Source organism: Ruegeria sp. BC5 (assembly GCF_056539205.1).
In genome coordinates this window covers 147,125-163,556 of record NZ_JBQFUN010000004.1, presented here as the reverse complement: position 1 = coordinate 163,556, position 16,432 = coordinate 147,125, and the positions used below count along the sequence as shown (strand labels likewise).

The following is a 16,432-nucleotide window of genomic DNA, read 5'->3' as shown; positions in this document are numbered from 1 at the left end:
CAACGATATATCATATTAACTGCATTCGCCCGCAGACTGACCCAAAGGTGTCGGCGAGGGAGAGAGGTTGTCGGGTTTCGGTCAGCCTCAGACATAGGGAGGAAATCATGTCGATTCATCTGAAACTGTCGGGTGCCGTGTCCGGTGTTGCGATGCTTGTTGGCGCAGCTGCCGTGCAAGCTGAAACTCTGTTCTGGTCGACCCAGGCCCGGCCCGCCGAAGAAGCGCAGGCTATGCGGAGTGAGGTTCTTGGTGGCTTCGAGAGCGGGGTTGACTACCAACCGAACGAAGATGGCCCCTGGCTCACTCGCTTGCAAGCCGAGCTGCAAGCCGACTCAGGCAGCATTGACTTGCTGGGTTCCTTGCATGGCAACTTCTCGGCGATGAACCCTGATGACCTGATGGACCTTAGCGATCTTGGCGTCATGTCGGCGTCGGGCACTTTCAATGATCTGGCTAAGCTGGGAACCGACAGTCTGCAATATATGCCGTGGATGCAAGCGAGCTATATCATGGCCGCCAATACGGAAGCGCTGCAATACCTGCCTGAAGGTGCGGACATCAATGCACTGACCTATGACCAGTTGATCGCGTGGGCGGCGAACGTTGAAGAAGCGACGGGTCAGAAGAAGTTCGGCTTTCCAGCGGGACCCAAGGGTCTGAAACACCGCTTTTTCCAAGGTTATCTTTACCCGTCCTACACCAACGGTGTTGTGCGGACCTTTGCTTCGCCCGAGGCTGTGACGGCATGGGAAAAGTTCAAAGAACTTTGGAGCCATACGAACCCCGCATCAACCAACTTCTCATTCATGCAGGAGCAGCTGTTGAACGGCGATGCCTGGATTGTCTTTGATCATACTTCGCGCCTTGCGCAGGCTTTCAATGAGCGTCCCGACGATTTCGTCGCCTTCCCGGCGCCTGCTGGACCGACTGGTCGTGGCTTCATGCCTGTTTTGGCAGGTGTTGCCATCCCACGCACCGCGCCGGATGCCGAAGGTGCCAAAGCTTTGGTGACTTATCTGATGCAGCCCGAGACACAGATCGCAACCCTTAAAGCCACTAACTTCTTCCCTGTGGTTGATGTTGAGCTACCAGACGATCTACCGCCTTCGGTCAAAGCTGCCGGCGAAGCGGTTGCCAAGATGAGCAGCTCGGCAGACGCTAATCCCGGCCTACTGCCTGCAGGTCTGGGTAGCATGGGCGGCGACTTCAACCGTGTATACGTGGATGCTTTCGAACGCATTGTTTTGGCTGGTCAACCCATTGAGCAGGTTCTGGAAGATCAGAAGAAACAGCTGGAAAAGATCATGGCCGAAACCGGCGCGCCTTGCTGGGCACCAGATGCGCCTTCGGAAGGTGCCTGCCCGGTCGAATAAGACCTTCCATGACTGCCGGGCCGCGGAGGCTGTGGCCCGGCTCCCCAGCAAATCCCCAACTTAAAGGAGCGGTCCGATGGAAGCGCGGCTATTGCCTTACTTTCTGATCCTCCCGGTGACCCTGTTTCTCTGCCTGTTTTTCCTATACCCGTTTGCGCTAGTGGCGCAGCAGGCGTTTGGAACTGAGAACGGATTCTCACTGGATAACTTTCGCGAGGTTGTGAGCTACTGGAAGTTCCCGATTTCGATGAAGAACACTTTTCTTCTGGCCGCAGCCGTGGTGCCAATTCAGCTGGCGCTGTCACTTCTAATGGCCACGATGGTCACGAAGATGCAAAAGGGCCGTGATCTGGTTCTATATATTTGGACCATTCCCTTGGGGATTTCTGATCTTGCTGCAGGTATCATCTGGTTGGCGATCTTCGAGCAGTCGGGCTTTCTGAACTCGATGATGGTTGGGCTTGGTGTCACTGACCAACCTGTAAGTTTGCTGAGTTATCAAACACCCTGGGTTGTGTTCCTGGCGATTATGCTTGCCGAGATTTGGCGCGCGACCGCGATTATGCTTGTGATCCTTGTGGCGGGCATCGGTCTGATCCCCAAGGAATACTACGAGGCTGCGGATGTGTTTGGCGCCTCGCGCTGGAAACAGTTCACCCGGATTACTTTGCCGCTTCTGCGCCCATCGCTGCAAACTGCCCTGGTCCTGCGTGTCATTCTGGCCTTTGAAGTCTTTGCTGTGGTCGCAGCCCTTGGGGGAACGATATTCCCGGTGCTTATGGGCGAAATCTACGCCTATCAGTTTGACTTGCAGAATGGCGGAGCAGCAGCAGCGCTGGCGATCATCGTTCTGATCATCTCGATCGTCTTCACTCTGATCATCATGCGCGCTCTGCGCGTCCCGAAAGGAGCCACGATATGACGGCAGTTGCAGACGTTGTGGCCCCTGACGCCCGCAAAGCGGGAAGGGGGCTCTATCGGGCTGGGGTTATCCTGCTGTGCGCTTGGGTGATTATTCCGCTCTACCTACTGTTCGTGAACACGATGTCTTCACCGGATACGGTGAACAGTTTTCCCAAGAGCTTCATTCCGGAGTTCAATATGGGATCCTTGGAGTTTTTTATGGGGTTTCAGGGGATGCTGAGGGCGCTTTGGAACTCGGTTGTGGTGGCTTTGATGACGATGGTGATGTCCATCGCCATAGGCGCCCCCGCGGGCTACGCGCTATCGCGGTTCGACTTCCGAGGGAAAGAACTGTTCCGACTGCTGATCCTGCTGACACGGGCCTTCCCGCTTCCGCTATTGGCACTACCCTTGGCAGTTCTCTTCATCCGTACGGGCTTGGATGATACGGCTTTTGGTCTGGCGCTGGTTCATACAACGTTGGCGATCCCCTTCGCGGTGCTCATCACCTTTTCACTCTTCTCGGGTATCCCGCTGGAGCTCGAAGAAGCAGCCTGGACATTGGGCTGCACACGGCTGACCGCATTCACCAAGGTGATCCTGCCTCTGGTGCTACCAGGGATCACAGCCTCGGCGATTTTCGCCTTTGTGATCTCGTGGAACGAAGTGTTCGCTGCCGCCGTTCTGACCATCGAGAACCGGACGCTTCCCGCGTTCCTGTTGCAGACCCTGGGCGAGGCCCCTTTGCACCTGAAATTTGCAGGCGGCTTTATCCTCGTGGTGCCTGCGCTGATCTTCATCTTCGCCGTGCGCAAATATCTCTTTGCGATGTGGGGCATCGCCAACCGCTGAGCGGTGGCTGAAAGGAAACTGTTATGGCTGAAATACAGATCAAGAACGTCGCCAAGAACTTTGGATCTTACCAGGCTCTTCACGACATCAACCTGACCATCGCAGACCAGGAATTTATGGTCCTTTTGGGCGCCTCGGGCTGTGGTAAATCTACGCTTTTACGCATTATCGCAGGGTTGGAAACGGCTACGACCGGCGAAATCTGGATCGGTGGCCGCCGGGTAGATCACCTGTCGCCCAAAGATCGCGGCATCTCGATGGTGTTCCAGAACTATGCGGTGTTCCCACACCTGACTGTGTTCGAGAACATTGGCTTTGGTCTTCGGATGCAAAAGCTGCCCGATGATGAAGTCAAACGCCGGGTCGAGAGAACTGCTGGGCTGATGCATATCGAACAGCTTCTAAAGCGCTATTCGGGAGAATTGTCCGGCGGCCAACGTCAACGGGTCGCTGTTGCCCGTGCGTTGGCAATGGAGCCGGACGTGATCCTGATGGATGAGCCGCTGTCGAACCTTGACGCGCTCCTACGCATGGAGATGCGTGCCGAGTTGAAAGGCGTTCTGGCCGAAAGCAAAACCACCGCCATCTATGTGACACACGACCAGGTCGAAGCTATGTCCATGGCTGACCGGATCAGCGTTATGCATCAGGGCAAAATTGTTCAGGCAGCCTCACCCATCGAAGTGTACAGGGATCCAGCGGCCGAGTTTGTGGCCAGTTTCATCGGCAACCCTCCGATGAATTTCCTCCCCGCTGAAGCTGCGGGCTCTGGTCGCTGGACAGTGGCGGGACAGAGCTTTGACGGGCCGGCAAATGGAAAAGATCTTAAATGGGCCATCCGTCCAGAAGATCTGCGCATTGCGGATCAGGGTTTTGGAGCGCGAGCCAAAGTAGTGGAGCCTCTGGGCGCACATTTGTTGGTGACTTGTGAAGTGGACGGACACCAGTTCCGCGCTGTCCTGGACAGTGAGCTCAGCGTGAAACCTGGTGACGTACTTACGCTGGCGCCGCAAGAAGGCCGGGGTCGCTGGTTTGACCCCGAAACCACTTTGGCTGTCGCGTAAAGGAGAAGATATATGAGCCAAGCGCTGATTGATCAGGCTCGTGAAGTCATGGAGGGAAATGACCGGGGTAGCTATACAGTTCCCACCCATGGCCTCTATCCCTTTCAGTGGAATTGGGACAGCGCATTGTCCGCGCTTGGCTTCTCACATTTTGACATGAATCGGGCATGGGTCGAGGTCGAGACTCTTATGGCTCATCAATGGGACGATGGTATGGTGCCCCATATCATCTTTCATGAACCCGATGACGGATATTTCCCAGGCCCTGAAGTCTGGAAAACCGGTCAAGTTATACCCACGACTGGCATCACCCAGCCAGCGGTCGCGGGCTTTGCTGTGCGGAAGCTCTACGATCGGTCCAACGACAAGGCTGTTGCGCGCGAACGGTTGGCTGAGCTCCTACCAAAGGTTCATGCGTGGCACCAATGGTTCTATCGCGACCGCGATCCCGACGGTACGGGGTTGGTCGCAATCATTCACCCTTGGGAGTCTGGCCGAGACAACTCGGTGGATTGGGATGAAGCGCTGGAAGCCATGCCGATCGAGGGCGTCGCGCCATTTACGCGGCGCGATACGACACACGCCAATCCTGATCACCGCCCGTCGGACGAGCAATACAAGTGTTACATCTGGCTGCTTGAACATTTCCGAGGGCTTGGTTGGGACAATGCGAAGCTCCACGATGCCTCACCCTTCCGGCTGGTTGATCCGGGCTTCAACGGTATCCTGATACGGTCCTGCGACGATGTAGCGGATTTGGCCGAAGTCCTGGGCGATACCTCAATGGCTTCGGAGGCACGAACAATGGCCGTGAAGGGTCGTGCGGCATTGGAAAGCCTTTGGAATCGGACACTTGGACAATACACGTGTTACAACCGCGCTGCTGGTCATCTGCAGAGCACGCCCACGGTAGCAGGGCTACTCGCAGCAATTGCCGATGTCCCTCATGGCCGCGCTGAGGAGTTGGTACGCAGGATCGCCTTGTTGGGCCAGCGATGCGGCTATCTGGTGCCCAGTCACGATCCGGCAGATGGCGCTTTTGACAGCCTGCGCTACTGGCGCGGGCCGACATGGTTAATCGTAAATTATTTGATTGCTGAAGGTCTAGGTCAGTCCGGGCAGGGGGAAATGGCACAACGCATCCTCGCCGACAGCCTAAAGCTTATTCAGAAAAGCGGCTTTGCAGAATATTATGACCCGATGAGTGGTGAACCTTGTGGCGGCGGCAGCTTTACGTGGACCGCAGCCATGGTAATCGAAATCCTCAAAACCAAAAGAGTGCCGGCATGAAGCGTTCGCGCATCAATGAAATCATGGCCCAAGCAGATGAGATGATCCGCACTCACGGGTTCACGTTGCCGCCCTTTGCCTTTTGGACACCCAAGGAGTTTAAGGCCCGTGAAAGTGATGCCCGTCACGTGATTGATGCAAGGTGCGGTTGGGACATCACCGATTATGGTGACGGTGATTTTGACAAGATGGGCCTGTTCCTCTTTACCCTACGCAACGGTTACAGAGTGATTTGGCCAAGGGCGGCGGCATGTGCTACGCCGAGAAGCTGTTGATTTCAAGGCAGGACCAGCTGTCGCCCATGCACACGCATGTTCTGAAAGCTGAGGATATCATCAACCGCGGTGGCGCAACTCTGATTGTTGAGCTTTTCGGCTCAGGCAACGCGGGTGGTTTTGCAGAGGATCGCGGCGGTGTGGTATGGCTGGACGGCTTCCGACATCATTATCAACCGGGCGAGAAGCCGCGCCTGGCACCGGGTGAAAACGTTACCCTGCGTCCTGGTGATTGGCACGCGTTCTGGGGCGAAGGCGGGGATGTGCTGATAGGCGAGGTCTCGACCGTCAATGACGACGAGACCGACAATATTTTTCGTGACCCAATTGGCCGATTTGCCGAGATTCAGGAGGATGTCGCTCCGACACATCTGTTGGTCAGCGACTATTCCAAATGGCTGGGTTGATCGATGAAAACAGTGGCGGATTCTCGGCAGACCTTTCGCAAACTTTGATCCCCATAGCCGCGTTTAGGCAGTCATCCTGCATTGAATAATTTGGCAATGTTGTGTGGACCTCATCCGGCCGTCCTCTACATTGTGCTTCCACTCCCAGAGTTAACCAAAGCGGACCTTCACCCAGCATCTCGCAGCGGCGGCTTCGTCCCGCATTTCTGCCGTTCAGCAGATTTCAGCGAACGTCCGCTGCGCGTTCAATGCAGACCTTCAGGCGAAATTCCTCGGAATGACCACCAACAATGACCGCTATCCGTTCCTAAGCCGTCATCTGACAGAAAGACTCAGATGACTGCCTTGAGCCCGAAGCAGGTTCCAGTTCACACACCAGACCAACTCACGTTCAATAATTTGTCCGCGAGCCGAGATGGTCTGCGAGCTGATCGAATACCAACCTGATCCTTCGCGCTGTTTGTAACTCAGAGTGTGTGGCCAACCAGATAGGAAACTTGAACGGCTCGCGTTCGGGCAGAACACGCTCCACACCGGGCGTAAGGGCCGCCACATCGTCTGACATAACACTAATGCCGAAGCCTTGGCGCACAAGCTCCCATGACACTATCCCGCTCTGCGATCCAATCCGGAAATTCTTGCGGGTTACTTCGATGCCAGCCGGATTGAGAAATCCAATCATCGTGTCAATGTCTCCAAAACCGACGAAATCCAACTTGGCAATTTCTTCTTCATTTCTTGGTCGTCCAACCTGTTCGAGGTACGAAGGGGCGGCGTAAAAATGTGCCGTCGCTTCTGCCACCAGTTTTGCAATCAGGTCTGGCTGTGTTGGGCGAACATGCCGAATTGCAATATCTGCTTCACGCCGCTGTATGTCTCGTATATCGTTTGCCGCAACGACGTCGATCTCAAGCCGCGGTGCCGCGAGCCTGATCTGCTTAAGAATAGGCGGAAGCTGATAGGCTGACATCACGTCGGACGCAGTGATCCTGACTTGCCCTTCAATGGCTTGTGACTGGCTTGTTGCAGTCAGAGAAATCCTATTCGCAACATTTGCCATTTCACTGGCATGTACCAACAGCTCAGCACCAGCGGTTGTCAGATTAAGCGACTTGCCAACCCTTTCAAACAAGGTGACGCCGAGCGCCTGTTCCAGCGCGGCGACTTGCCGACCCACAGTTGGCTGGGTCTGCCCAAGCACGCGCGCCGCCGCGGAAAACGAACCTTCTTCTGCCGTTGCAAGAAAGGACCGTGCCTGGTTCCAATCGAAATTGATAGCGTTCCAATTCATGCATTAATGCATAACAGTTCTGCAATATCTGGCAATTCCATAAAATCGTGTTTTAATTTACTGGCTGCTGTGAAAAGTTTGAAAGAGAGATAAAAGATGGCTGCATTGTCCAAAGATGCCGAGTTCTGGAGCAAGATTTCGCGCAAATATGCGGCTGATCCTATCCGGAACATGGAAGGGTATCTGAACACGCTCGAACGTACAAAATCCTACCTGCAAGCCGAAGACAGTGTGTTGGAAATCGGGTGTGGGACGGGGTCAACCGCGTTGCTATTGGCACCGCATGTGGCTCAAGTCACTGCCTCCGATCTCGCACCGGGGATGATCGAAATCGCCAACGAGAAACTCGCCGAAGAAGAGCTGGAGAATGTCACGTTCAAAGTGGCCGAGGTTCTGCAGCACGATCCTGACGACGGTTCTTACGACGCTGTCCTCGCGCATAATCTACTGCACCTTGTACCCGACATGGGTCATGCACTCGAACACATTGCGACCCTTACAAAACCCGGTGGGGTATTCATTTCCAAGACCGTCTGCGCTCCAGAGAGTGGAGGGTTCAAATATGGCATAATCAGCCGAATAGCGATCCCGATTATGCAGGTGCTCGGGAAAGCTCCGTTCGTAAATTTTGTGTCCGTAGCTGAACTCCAGCACGCTATTGAACGTGCGGGCTTCGATATCGTTGAGACAGCGGATCAAGCCGGGTTATTGCCGAGCCGGTACATTGTCGCGAGAAAGCTGTGAAACAGTATTCGCGCCATAATTACTTTGCATGCAAGGGACAGCTCGGGCCATCAAGTGAGTACAATGATGAAAGATGGGATTTCATTTGCACGCCTTTCGGAAATCGATCCGAATGACATTGCGGTTCATATGTCCGACCCCCGGGTAGCAGAGCATATGCCGCTTTTGACGTTCAAATGGAATGTTGAGGTCGCAAGAGAATTTATCGCCAAAAAGGAAGGCTACTGGGCGCGGGACGGTCTTGGACATTGGGCGTTTTTGTCAAGCGGTCGGTATGTTGGTTGGGGGGGCTTTCAAAAAGAAGGTGACGAGTGGGATTTTGGGTTGGTTTTGCGGCCCGACGCCTTTGGACTTGGGAACCGGATTTCCAAAATGGCAATCGACTTTGCGATCGCTGACAAACGTATCCCCTTTGTCACGTTTCTGCTGCCACCAAGTAGAAAAAATCTGGGTGCACTCCAGAAACTCGGTGCCAAACACATCGGCGAGATCGAATACGAAGATGCTCAGTTTCTCAAGTTTCGCCTGGATACGGAGTGAATTCCGTTCCTCCTGATTTTTCCCGGTGGTGCGCCAAATACCCGTTTGAAGGCTTTGTTGAACGCAGGCTCTGACAAGTATCCGATGTCAGCGGCGATCTGCGAGATTGGTTGATCGGTAGACACCAACCTTTCGCTGGCCAGGTGCATACGCCACGTTGCAAGATACTGGATTGCTGGAACGCCTACCAACCCAGTAAACCGCGCCGCGAACGCGGATCTGGACATACCAGCAACCTCCGCGAGAGACTCGACTGTCCAAGCCGCAGCAGGCGTACGGTGAATGGCGACTATCGTGCGCCCGATCTGCGGGTCTCGCGCAGCTTTTAACCAGCCTCGATCTGAATCGGGTGCGCTGTTCAGCCAACGACGAATGGCCTCGATGACAACGACATCTGCCAGGCGCGTAATCACGGTTTCGCCACCCGGTCTCAATTCCCGCGCCTCTTTTGCGATGAATTGCAAAGTTGCCTGTAACCAACTTCCGGCGTCCTCCTCCCACGGGTCGATTTTGAGTACATCCGGAAGCAAGCGCATCAACATATCACTGGCGGCGTGATCTATTCGGACCAAGCCGTACATGATGCCCGTCTCCGCGCCGCCGCCGCCGTATTCCAGTGTTTCATAAAGCTCGGTTACCTTGCGAATGGGCAACTCCTCCAGCGTCAAAAGCGGCGTGTCTTCTGAGCTAAAGAAACCGACCGGTGCTCCGTTGGTCATCAAGACCAGATCGCCTTTTTCGACCTCGAACGGGTCATCGTCACCGACCTTCATCAAGCACCGCCCGTGTGTGATGACCGCAAAGCTCAGTACGCCGGGAAATCCCGGTATCGATACGCCCCATGGTGCAGTCATGCGAGACTGGCAATAGAATGTACCTGTCAATTTCAGCAAATGGAGGATTTCCCCCAGCGGATCGCCGATCGGCTGTGCCAGTGCATCTGGGTCAAGGACATGCGGTTCAACCTTGTTCATGTGGGGACCTTGGCTGAAATTTAGCTATTCGTCTATCTACTTTGGACGATCGAATAAGAATATCGGATTCTGAAGAATAGAACATCTCTATTGATTGCCTAGTTTCGGGCCATCAACTGAACTCATGGAGATGACCAATGATACAGCAAACCATTCTTGTACTTGGCGCAACAGGCAAAACCGGATCGCGGATCGCGACACGTCTGGAAGAAAAAGAGCAGACAGTCCGGCGCGGATCGCGGAACAGTGAAACGCCATTTGACTGGGAACAACCGCAGACCTGGCCCGCAATCCTGGAAGGCGTTTCGGCTGCCTATATTTCTTACTTTCCTGACATCGCTTTTCCTGGCGCGGTTGAGCAAGTCGAAGCCTTCACAGCATTGGCTCGTGAAAAGGGATTACAGCGTCTTGTGCTGCTGACCGGGCGTGGCGAGTTTCATGCGGAACGAGCGGAAGCAGTCGTACGCAATTCCGGAGTTCCGTTCACTATCGTTCGTGCAGCATGGTTTGCACAAAACTTCTCTGAAGGGGCATTGCTTGGTCCGGTCATGGCAGGTGTCTTGCCGATGCCCGCCGGCGATGTGCGCGAACCGATCATCGACGTGGACGACATCGCCGATGTTGCCGTAGCTGCTTTGACAGAAGAAGGACACGACGGCGAACTGTACGAGGTCACGGGACCACGTCTCATGACGTTTGCCGACATGGCCGCAGAGCTTTCGCGCGCCATGGGCAGGACTGTGCAATACCTGCCAATTTCATTCGAAGACTTCCACGCGGAAATCGCGCATGCGAATGGCGAGATGATTGCTGATGTGATTACGGACATCGCGCGTGAAACGCTGGACGGGCGCAATGCGAACCTCGCGGACGGAGTCCAGCGTGCGCTTGGACGCGCGCCACGCGACTTCGCCGACTTCGCAAACAAAGCTGAAATGTCTGGCGCGTGGACCAAAGCCGCTTGAGCCAGGCCAAAGGACATTGGAGACAAACATGAAACTTGAACTTAGGGGCAGGCTTATCTTGGGCATGTCCGGATTAACTGCATTCGCCATAGGTCTGGCCATCACTCTGGACCCACAGTCTTTCTACGCCAACTACGGCATCGTACTCTCGCCGCAGCCAAACCTGATGAGTGAGTTGCGTGCACCTGCTGCCAATCTCGCGGTACTTGGCCTGATCATTTTGTGCGGAGCCTTTTACCAAAAGTTGGTCCAGGCCTCAGCCTTGCTTGGGGCCACGGTTTTCTCAGCTTTCGCCGTGGGCAGGACAATCAGTTTCGTCCTCGATGGTTGGCCATCCGAAAACATTCTTGCCGCATTTGCGATAGAGGTTTTGCTTGCGGTGTTGTGTTTGTGGGTTGTCGGTGGAAAAGCGAAATCTGCAGCGCCAGCCTGAGACGGCTTTGTCTGCAACTCGGCCGTAGGTCCTGTTCAAACCGATGACCGGTTCCAGTCGCATTCTGGGCATTCGACAATGGCGCTCTGATGGCCGCGTCGACCCGGCGCACCTCTGGGTTTGAAATCGGAACTCTGCTAAGTCGCCAAGAGCAGCGCATCGAAGGAGCACATCATGGAGATTCACCGCGCCGGGGACCGGCCCTCTCAATTTCCCGGCAATGAGTATTTCACCGGTACGGTCCGCTTTGATCCCGTTGTAACGGGGAATGATCCCTCGCCGGTCAAGATCCTTACGGTGACTTTTGAGCCCGGCGCACGGACAGCTTGGCACACGCACCCTGCTGGTCAAACGCTGCATGTTTTGTCGGGCTTGGGCCTGGCTGGGTCTGAGGGGCAGCCAGTGCAGGTGTTGCGCCCTGGCGATACGGTGTGGTTCGCGCCAGGAGAGCGGCATTGGCACGGCGCGTCGCCTGACTGTGCGATGACCCATCTGGCTGTGCAGACCTCTGTTGAAGGCAAGACTGCGGATTGGATGGAGCATGTCTCAGACGAGGATTACAGCGCAGCCCGCGCAGAATGAAGCGTTGGAGCCCTACCGAGCAAGTCGCAGCAGAGTAACCCCTTCTACGCCCATTCAAAGAGGGGTTAACGGATTTTTTCATCTCGTGACAGGCGCGGCCCTCGTTTCGTCCCTGAGAGGCCCGCACAGCGCGTTTTCACTTTTCTGGATTTCTGGCCCCCTCAGCCACCCATTTACCCTGCAAAATCCCATCGCTGCAGAACGTCTCTCGTCCGTGCCATTTTCTGCGCGTTGGCCACAACCTCATGCGATCCGTCGCGCACCGCCTCATCGAACAGAAAAGGCTCCTCGTACCCACATGCCTTGCAGGCAGCCTTCTCACCCGTAACCACCGTATCCAGCGATCCGCATTCCGGGCATCGTGCCTGGACGTCATCGTTGAACATATCACGACCTCTCCTTCCTTTACCGATTGCCAGAACCGGGTCCCCCCGCCAGCATCGCTGATTGGCGCATCCGCTTGAACTCGTCTGGGGTGACGGTTCCGCTGCTGACATCGATACCTTTTGGGATCCGAGCTCTCTTGTGTCCGATCGCGCGAACGCTGCCTCTTGTGATCTCCAGACAGGTCGACTCGTAGCATGTCAGCCCGCTTGTGTTGATTTGGATGGCAGTCTGACCGTTCGCGTCAGTGACCAATGGAGCCTGTGTAGGTGGGCTGCACGCTGAAACCAGCAACGCGAAGCCAAAATAAATCCATGTGTTCATACGAAATTCCCTTTTTCTCTGAAATAGGCTGGCAGCTGTTCAGTCAAATCTGTCGGGTGTCAGCTTCGAGCGCATCGAAGACGCTCTCGAAAAATCATCGCATGATCGCATCGAGTCCAAAGCGGACCAGCACCAAAACCCGTAATGTTCTCGCACGGGCGAAAATTTCAAACGTTGGTCAATTTTACCATAGTAGCAGGCTTGCTTTTTGCGCCTCGAAACCTTTTGGCGTCGGAAAAAGCGAGCGCATCCTGGCAACAAGTTCGATCTCACCATCCAGCATCTTTCGGACAGTGTTCAACCAGTTATTGAAGGTTTCAGATTCCCAATGATCTTGGACCGCGGCTTCGTTCCTGAACACTTCGTAGAAATAGAAACGATTTGGGTTTGTTTCATCCACCATAATATGAAACTGGAAAACTTCGGGTTCTTCACTGACAACATTTTGCGCTTGGAAGATGCTGGCGTCCAAAAAGGGCTGCCGATACTCAGGTTTTACGTTGATCACGAAGAACCCACCAAACATTGCATCGTCCATATTTGTCTCCTTCATTGACCTAAAAGCGGCGAAGGTCGCAAAACACACCCGTCCTGCTGGATGGCGTTATCCTACAGCACTGCGATACCCATGAACCTAAGCGGGTATCCTTTCTTTATCTGCTTCACCCCATCCTAGCGCGCGTGCAAGTTCGTGTGACATTGTGGTAAGTGTATGGCCAATCTTTTCTCGCTTCGAAGGTGTAAACACCCGAAGAGACGCGGTAGCGCCGATTGAAAGCGTCGCACCAACACCTGTCTTAGTCAGCGTTGTTGCGACAGAACTGATCCCGCGCTCGAGCTCTTCAACACATACGGCATACCCTTTGGCTCGAATGACATCGAGTTCCGCGGCCAGATCCTTAGGGTCTGTAATCGTGCGATCTGTGTACCGCTTAAGCTGCCCATCCAATCGGTCTTGAGACAGCAGCTCAGGCGACACGGCGGCGATTGCCTTGGAGCAAGAGCACGCGTGCATTGGTCGTTTGCCCATACCTGGATGAAGAAAAGACACGCCCGTCTGCGGTGTCTCCACATGAATAATCTCAACCCAATGGCCCCGTAGCCGAGACAAGAAGAACGCAGCGCCATAGTCATTCGCGGCGCCAGAGAGGACAGGCGCAATCACCTGCAAAAGAGCGGGATCAGAGTGATCGCTCAACGTGATACGCTTTAGCCTAATCCCAATCGCGAACTCACCGCGGGTTGGTGATTCAAGTAGGCCGGACAAAACAAGGTCTTGAACCAGCCTGTAGGCCGTCGGTTTAGGTATATCGGACTGGGCACAGATATCCGCTACGGACGCACGTCCTTTTTGTCCCACGATTTCCAAAATCAGCGCTAATCGTTCGAGATGCATTTTTCTCACTTTATGATAACTAAGTTTTCGATATACGATACAATTTAGGGAATCAAGGGAGGAGCACACGATGGATGGACAATGCTGTGGACCGGGCTTCAAGAGTCCGCAAGAAGCCATCAAAGCCCCCCGAGAAAAGCTACTCTACACGATCGCCATCTACACCGGGACAGGGATCCAGAAACCTGATTACCTTGCTACTGTGGATGTCGACCCTGACAGCCCGACCTATTCTCAGGTAATCAATAGGCTGGAAATGCCGGGGATTGGGGACGAGCTTCACCACATGGGGTGGAACGCCTGTTCGTCCTGTCACGACGACGGCTCGATGTCCCGCAAATACCTGATCCTGCCAGGCGTACGCTCTAACAACCTTCATATCGTTGATACAGCCACTGACCCGCGTGCGCCGCGGTTGCATAAGGTCATCGACGGGGCCGAGATCAAGGCCAAGGCAGATTTATCGGGCCCGCATACGGTGCATTGTTTGGGATCGGAAATCATCATTTCCTTCCTTGGAAATGCCAAGGGTGAAGCTCCTGGAGGCTATCTGCATCTCGACAAAGAGTTCAACATCGTCGGTCGCTGGGAAACCTCGATGGGCGATATCAAGTTTGGCTACGATTTCTGGTACCAACCGCGCCACAACGTGATGGTCAGTTCCGAATGGGCTGCGCCCAATACCTTCATGCCGGGCTTCGATCTGGAAGAAGTGGGCCATCTGAAATATGGGCGGGAGCTGCATTTTTGGGATTTCGAAAGGCGCGAACCGGTCGAAAGCTTCTATTTGGGTGAAGACGGGCTGTTGCCGCTGGAAGTCAAGTTCCACCATGACCCCGACAGCACGCACGGGTTCTGTGGCGCAGCTCTTTCGACCAATGTGATCCATTGGTGGCAAGACGATGCTAAAAAGTGGCGGTGGGAAAAGATCATCGACGTGGAAAACGAGATGCACCCCGAATGGCCGATCCCGTTGCCGGGGGTTATGTCGGCGATCCTGATCTCGATGGACGACAAATACTTGTACCTGAACAATTGGCTGCATGGAGATATGCGCCAGTATGACATCACCGACCCGCATAATCCCAAGCTGACCGGCCAAGTGTTTATGGGGGGCCTTTTGGGTAAAGCTCCGATCGTTAACGGGGTCGAGGTCGCGGGTGGTCCGCAAATGTTCCAGCTCTCTCTCGACGGACGAAGGCTTTATGTCACGACCTCGCTGTTTTCGACTTGGGATAACCAGTTCTATCCCGAGATCCGCGAAAAGGGCGGGGTTATGGTGATGATCGATTGCGACCCTGAAAACGGTGGTATGAAGATCAACGAGGATTTCATTGTGGACTTTGGCAAAGAACCGAATGGTCCATCGCGCTGTCACGAGAGCCGGTATCCGGGCGGTGATTGCACAAGCGACATCTGGCTATGACTATGTATACTGTGACGATCGCGAACAGAGATGGCGCGCAATACTGTGTGGATGCGCGGCGTCCACTTCTGGAAACGCTGAGAGAACAGGGCGTCGACTTGCCTTTTGGGTGCAAGTATGGCGGCTGCATTACCTGCGCGGCAAAACTAAAGACTGGCGCGATCGATCAACGCCGACAGGTTGCGCTGAATAACCGGCAAATCGCGAACGGCTATGTGATCCTTTGCGTGGCACGTCCAACATCCGACATCACGCTTGAGATAGGGGTCGAGAGCCATGACGAGCTGTACCGCAATCCGTTTCTCGACCCACTCAAACCCCACGAACTCAAGGCTGACATTGCGACGCCGAAGGAAGGTTAACCGATGCCCGAAGCAGATATTGATCGCATCTACGATTACGACCCCAAGTACCTAGCCGACATCCTGCAGTCGGTCAAAACCATTGCAATGGTGGGGGCTAGCGCGGACAAAACAAAATTCAGTTATGGCGTTCTGCGACAGCTCAGTGAAATCGGCTATGATATTGTACCGGTGAATCCTAACCCGAATGTTTCGGAAATTAGAGGACTCAAGGTCTACCACTCGCTAGAAGAGATCGACAAACATGTTGATATGGTTGACGTCTTCCGCCCAAAGGAAGAGTTATATGGCTTTGCCGAGAAGGCTATCGCAATCGGGGCAAAAGTTCTTTGGGGTCAAATCGGTGTGTACGACGACCAAGCAGCGCAACTCGCCGAAGCGGCGGGTCTTAAAGTCGTGATGAACCGATGCCCCAAGATTGAACTCTTTCGCCCTTTTTGGAAGCCGCGCCTGGACCTAAAGATATGATGGAAATCCGATTGGTAGCGGCCTCCTCAGCATCCAATCAGGGTGCCAATTGAGATATTGTGCTTACGGAAGAGAAGACAAGTAATCTTGTCACTCTACACAACCGCCTAGTCTAAAACCAAAAATGTCCGATTAGTTTGGAGAACCAAAGGCCGCTTTGTCCGCAGTGCGGTTTACCCAGACGTGCTTTGGTTTCAATTGTCGCTTCTGGCCGACGATCCGGCCGTTGTTCCAGGTCGGGCAAAGAGCGCGAATGGCAGGTAAGTCTGGGTTTCCATAACTGATCCTCCGCTCCGCTATGCACGCCCACAACGACAACCCGACGATGACGAGGGACGATAACAGGATGCTGCACCGCCTCCAAGATCGGCTTGGA

Annotated in this window: 18 protein-coding genes and 1 pseudogene; 14 read left to right on the top strand and 5 right to left on the bottom strand. The window is 54.5% G+C overall.

What is annotated here, in order from left to right:
- Positions 1-107: 107 nt before the first annotated feature.
- The 6 genes and pseudogenes from ACR0LY_RS12325 (at position 108) to ACR0LY_RS12300 (ending at position 6,167) form a co-directional block, all read left to right on the top strand.
- Positions 108-1,376: an ABC transporter substrate-binding protein gene (locus ACR0LY_RS12325; RefSeq protein WP_170350237.1), complete on the top strand. Its 1,269-nt coding sequence runs from the start codon at positions 108-110 to the stop codon at positions 1,374-1,376.
- Positions 1,377-1,452: 76 nt separating this feature from the next.
- Positions 1,453-2,298: a carbohydrate ABC transporter permease gene (locus ACR0LY_RS12320; protein ID WP_170350238.1), complete on the top strand. Its 846-nt coding sequence runs from the start codon at positions 1,453-1,455 to the stop codon at positions 2,296-2,298.
- On the top strand, positions 2,295-3,131 hold the full coding sequence (locus ACR0LY_RS12315; protein ID WP_117871523.1) for a carbohydrate ABC transporter permease: 837 nt from the start codon (positions 2,295-2,297) through the stop codon (positions 3,129-3,131). Before ACR0LY_RS12320 ends, ACR0LY_RS12315 begins: the two co-directional genes overlap by 4 nt.
- A gap of 23 nt (positions 3,132-3,154) precedes the next feature.
- Positions 3,155-4,195, top strand: a complete 1,041-nt coding sequence (locus tag ACR0LY_RS12310; RefSeq protein WP_170350239.1) for an ABC transporter ATP-binding protein — start codon at positions 3,155-3,157, stop codon at positions 4,193-4,195.
- Positions 4,196-4,207: 12 nt separating this feature from the next.
- Positions 4,208-5,485, top strand: a complete 1,278-nt coding sequence (locus ACR0LY_RS12305; protein WP_170350240.1) for an MGH1-like glycoside hydrolase domain-containing protein — start codon at positions 4,208-4,210, stop codon at positions 5,483-5,485.
- Positions 5,482-6,167, top strand: a pseudogene (locus ACR0LY_RS12300) (D-lyxose/D-mannose family sugar isomerase). The gene ACR0LY_RS12305 and the pseudogene ACR0LY_RS12300 overlap by 4 nt, the downstream one beginning before the upstream one ends.
- A gap of 391 nt (positions 6,168-6,558) precedes the next feature.
- On the opposite strand, the gene ACR0LY_RS12295 reads toward ACR0LY_RS12300, so the two are convergent.
- Positions 6,559-7,458 carry a LysR family transcriptional regulator gene (locus ACR0LY_RS12295; RefSeq protein ID WP_170350241.1) on the bottom strand — a complete coding sequence of 300 codons (900 nt, stop codon included), beginning with the start codon at positions 7,456-7,458 and terminating at the stop codon, positions 6,559-6,561.
- 96 nt (positions 7,459-7,554) lie between these two features.
- Here ACR0LY_RS12295 and ACR0LY_RS12290 point away from each other — a divergent pair, with 96 nt between their 5' ends.
- Both ACR0LY_RS12290 and ACR0LY_RS12285 read left to right on the top strand, forming a co-directional pair.
- Positions 7,555-8,202, top strand: coding sequence for a class I SAM-dependent methyltransferase (locus ACR0LY_RS12290; RefSeq protein ID WP_170350242.1), 648 nt, complete (start codon positions 7,555-7,557; stop codon positions 8,200-8,202).
- Positions 8,203-8,268: 66 nt separating this feature from the next.
- Positions 8,269-8,742, top strand: coding sequence for a GNAT family N-acetyltransferase (locus tag ACR0LY_RS12285; protein WP_170350418.1), 474 nt, complete (start codon positions 8,269-8,271; stop codon positions 8,740-8,742).
- Here ACR0LY_RS12285 and ACR0LY_RS12280 read toward each other — a convergent pair.
- A complete protein-coding gene (locus ACR0LY_RS12280) occupies positions 8,709-9,716 on the bottom strand; it encodes an AraC family transcriptional regulator (RefSeq protein ID WP_170350243.1) in 1,008 nt (335 codons plus the stop codon). The genes ACR0LY_RS12285 and ACR0LY_RS12280 overlap by 34 nt on opposite strands.
- 137 nt (positions 9,717-9,853) lie before the next feature.
- On the opposite strand from ACR0LY_RS12280, the gene ACR0LY_RS12275 reads away from it, so the two are divergent.
- The 3 genes from ACR0LY_RS12275 to ACR0LY_RS12265 all read left to right on the top strand — a co-directional run bounded on the left by ACR0LY_RS12275 (position 9,854) and on the right by ACR0LY_RS12265 (position 11,696).
- Positions 9,854-10,681: an NmrA family NAD(P)-binding protein gene (locus ACR0LY_RS12275; RefSeq protein ID WP_170350244.1), complete on the top strand. Its 828-nt coding sequence runs from the start codon at positions 9,854-9,856 to the stop codon at positions 10,679-10,681.
- 28 nt (positions 10,682-10,709) lie between these two features.
- The gene (locus ACR0LY_RS12270) at positions 10,710-11,114 is read left to right on the top strand and encodes a DUF4345 domain-containing protein (protein ID WP_170350245.1); all 405 of its coding nucleotides are present in this window, start codon (positions 10,710-10,712) and stop codon (positions 11,112-11,114) included.
- Between the two features lie 174 nt (positions 11,115-11,288).
- Positions 11,289-11,696, top strand: a complete 408-nt coding sequence (locus ACR0LY_RS12265; RefSeq protein WP_170350246.1) for a (R)-mandelonitrile lyase — start codon at positions 11,289-11,291, stop codon at positions 11,694-11,696.
- A 173-nt stretch (positions 11,697-11,869) separates the two neighbouring features.
- On the opposite strand, the gene ACR0LY_RS12260 is transcribed toward ACR0LY_RS12265, so the two are convergent.
- The 3 genes from ACR0LY_RS12260 to ACR0LY_RS12250 all read right to left on the bottom strand — a co-directional run bounded on the left by ACR0LY_RS12260 (position 11,870) and on the right by ACR0LY_RS12250 (position 13,800).
- Positions 11,870-12,082 carry a eukaryotic translation initiation factor eIF-2-beta/eIF-5 family protein gene (locus ACR0LY_RS12260; RefSeq protein ID WP_170350247.1) on the bottom strand — a complete coding sequence of 71 codons (213 nt, stop codon included), beginning with the start codon at positions 12,080-12,082 and terminating at the stop codon, positions 11,870-11,872.
- 506 nt (positions 12,083-12,588) lie between these two features.
- Positions 12,589-12,942 carry a putative quinol monooxygenase gene (locus ACR0LY_RS12255; RefSeq protein WP_010437910.1) on the bottom strand — a complete coding sequence of 118 codons (354 nt, stop codon included), beginning with the start codon at positions 12,940-12,942 and terminating at the stop codon, positions 12,589-12,591.
- 96 nt (positions 12,943-13,038) lie between these two features.
- Positions 13,039-13,800, bottom strand: coding sequence for an IclR family transcriptional regulator (locus tag ACR0LY_RS12250; RefSeq protein WP_170350248.1), 762 nt, complete (start codon positions 13,798-13,800; stop codon positions 13,039-13,041).
- Between the two features lie 70 nt (positions 13,801-13,870).
- On the opposite strand from ACR0LY_RS12250, the gene ACR0LY_RS12245 reads away from it, so the two are divergent.
- The 3 genes from ACR0LY_RS12245 to ACR0LY_RS12235 are packed head-to-tail and all read left to right on the top strand — an operon-like array spanning position 13,871 to position 16,056.
- A complete protein-coding gene (locus tag ACR0LY_RS12245) occupies positions 13,871-15,226 on the top strand; it encodes a selenium-binding family protein (protein ID WP_170350249.1) in 1,356 nt (451 codons plus the stop codon).
- Between the two features lie 2 nt (positions 15,227-15,228).
- Entirely contained in the window at positions 15,229-15,588 is a 360-nt protein-coding gene (locus ACR0LY_RS12240) for a 2Fe-2S iron-sulfur cluster-binding protein (RefSeq protein ID WP_480640955.1), read from the top strand.
- Positions 15,589-15,591: 3 nt separating this feature from the next.
- Positions 15,592-16,056 carry a CoA-binding protein gene (locus ACR0LY_RS12235; RefSeq protein ID WP_170350251.1) on the top strand — a complete coding sequence of 155 codons (465 nt, stop codon included), beginning with the start codon at positions 15,592-15,594 and terminating at the stop codon, positions 16,054-16,056.
- The last annotated feature ends 376 nt before the right edge of the window (positions 16,057-16,432 follow it).

Coding starts and splice junctions, on each gene's coding strand:
- ACR0LY_RS12245 (WP_170350249.1), top strand. CDS start 13,871: ATGGATGGACAATGCTGTGGACCGGGCTTCAAGAGTCCGCAAGAAGCC.
- ACR0LY_RS12250 (WP_170350248.1), bottom strand. CDS start 13,800: ATGCATCTCGAACGATTAGCGCTGATTTTGGAAATCGTGGGACAAAAA.
- ACR0LY_RS12290 (WP_170350242.1), top strand. CDS start 7,555: ATGGCTGCATTGTCCAAAGATGCCGAGTTCTGGAGCAAGATTTCGCGC.
- ACR0LY_RS12280 (WP_170350243.1), bottom strand. CDS start 9,716: ATGAACAAGGTTGAACCGCATGTCCTTGACCCAGATGCACTGGCACAG.
- ACR0LY_RS12285 (WP_170350418.1), top strand. CDS start 8,269: ATGAAAGATGGGATTTCATTTGCACGCCTTTCGGAAATCGATCCGAAT.
- ACR0LY_RS12255 (WP_010437910.1), bottom strand. CDS start 12,942: ATGGACGATGCAATGTTTGGTGGGTTCTTCGTGATCAACGTAAAACCT.
- ACR0LY_RS12305 (WP_170350240.1), top strand. CDS start 4,208: ATGAGCCAAGCGCTGATTGATCAGGCTCGTGAAGTCATGGAGGGAAAT.
- ACR0LY_RS12320 (WP_170350238.1), top strand. CDS start 1,453: ATGGAAGCGCGGCTATTGCCTTACTTTCTGATCCTCCCGGTGACCCTG.
- ACR0LY_RS12265 (WP_170350246.1), top strand. CDS start 11,289: ATGGAGATTCACCGCGCCGGGGACCGGCCCTCTCAATTTCCCGGCAAT.
- ACR0LY_RS12270 (WP_170350245.1), top strand. CDS start 10,710: ATGAAACTTGAACTTAGGGGCAGGCTTATCTTGGGCATGTCCGGATTA.
- ACR0LY_RS12240 (WP_480640955.1), top strand. CDS start 15,229: ATGTATACTGTGACGATCGCGAACAGAGATGGCGCGCAATACTGTGTG.
- ACR0LY_RS12260 (WP_170350247.1), bottom strand. CDS start 12,082: ATGTTCAACGATGACGTCCAGGCACGATGCCCGGAATGCGGATCGCTG.
- ACR0LY_RS12325 (WP_170350237.1), top strand. CDS start 108: ATGTCGATTCATCTGAAACTGTCGGGTGCCGTGTCCGGTGTTGCGATG.
- ACR0LY_RS12315 (WP_117871523.1), top strand. CDS start 2,295: ATGACGGCAGTTGCAGACGTTGTGGCCCCTGACGCCCGCAAAGCGGGA.
- ACR0LY_RS12235 (WP_170350251.1), top strand. CDS start 15,592: ATGCCCGAAGCAGATATTGATCGCATCTACGATTACGACCCCAAGTAC.
- ACR0LY_RS12295 (WP_170350241.1), bottom strand. CDS start 7,458: ATGAATTGGAACGCTATCAATTTCGATTGGAACCAGGCACGGTCCTTT.
- ACR0LY_RS12275 (WP_170350244.1), top strand. CDS start 9,854: ATGATACAGCAAACCATTCTTGTACTTGGCGCAACAGGCAAAACCGGA.
- ACR0LY_RS12310 (WP_170350239.1), top strand. CDS start 3,155: ATGGCTGAAATACAGATCAAGAACGTCGCCAAGAACTTTGGATCTTAC.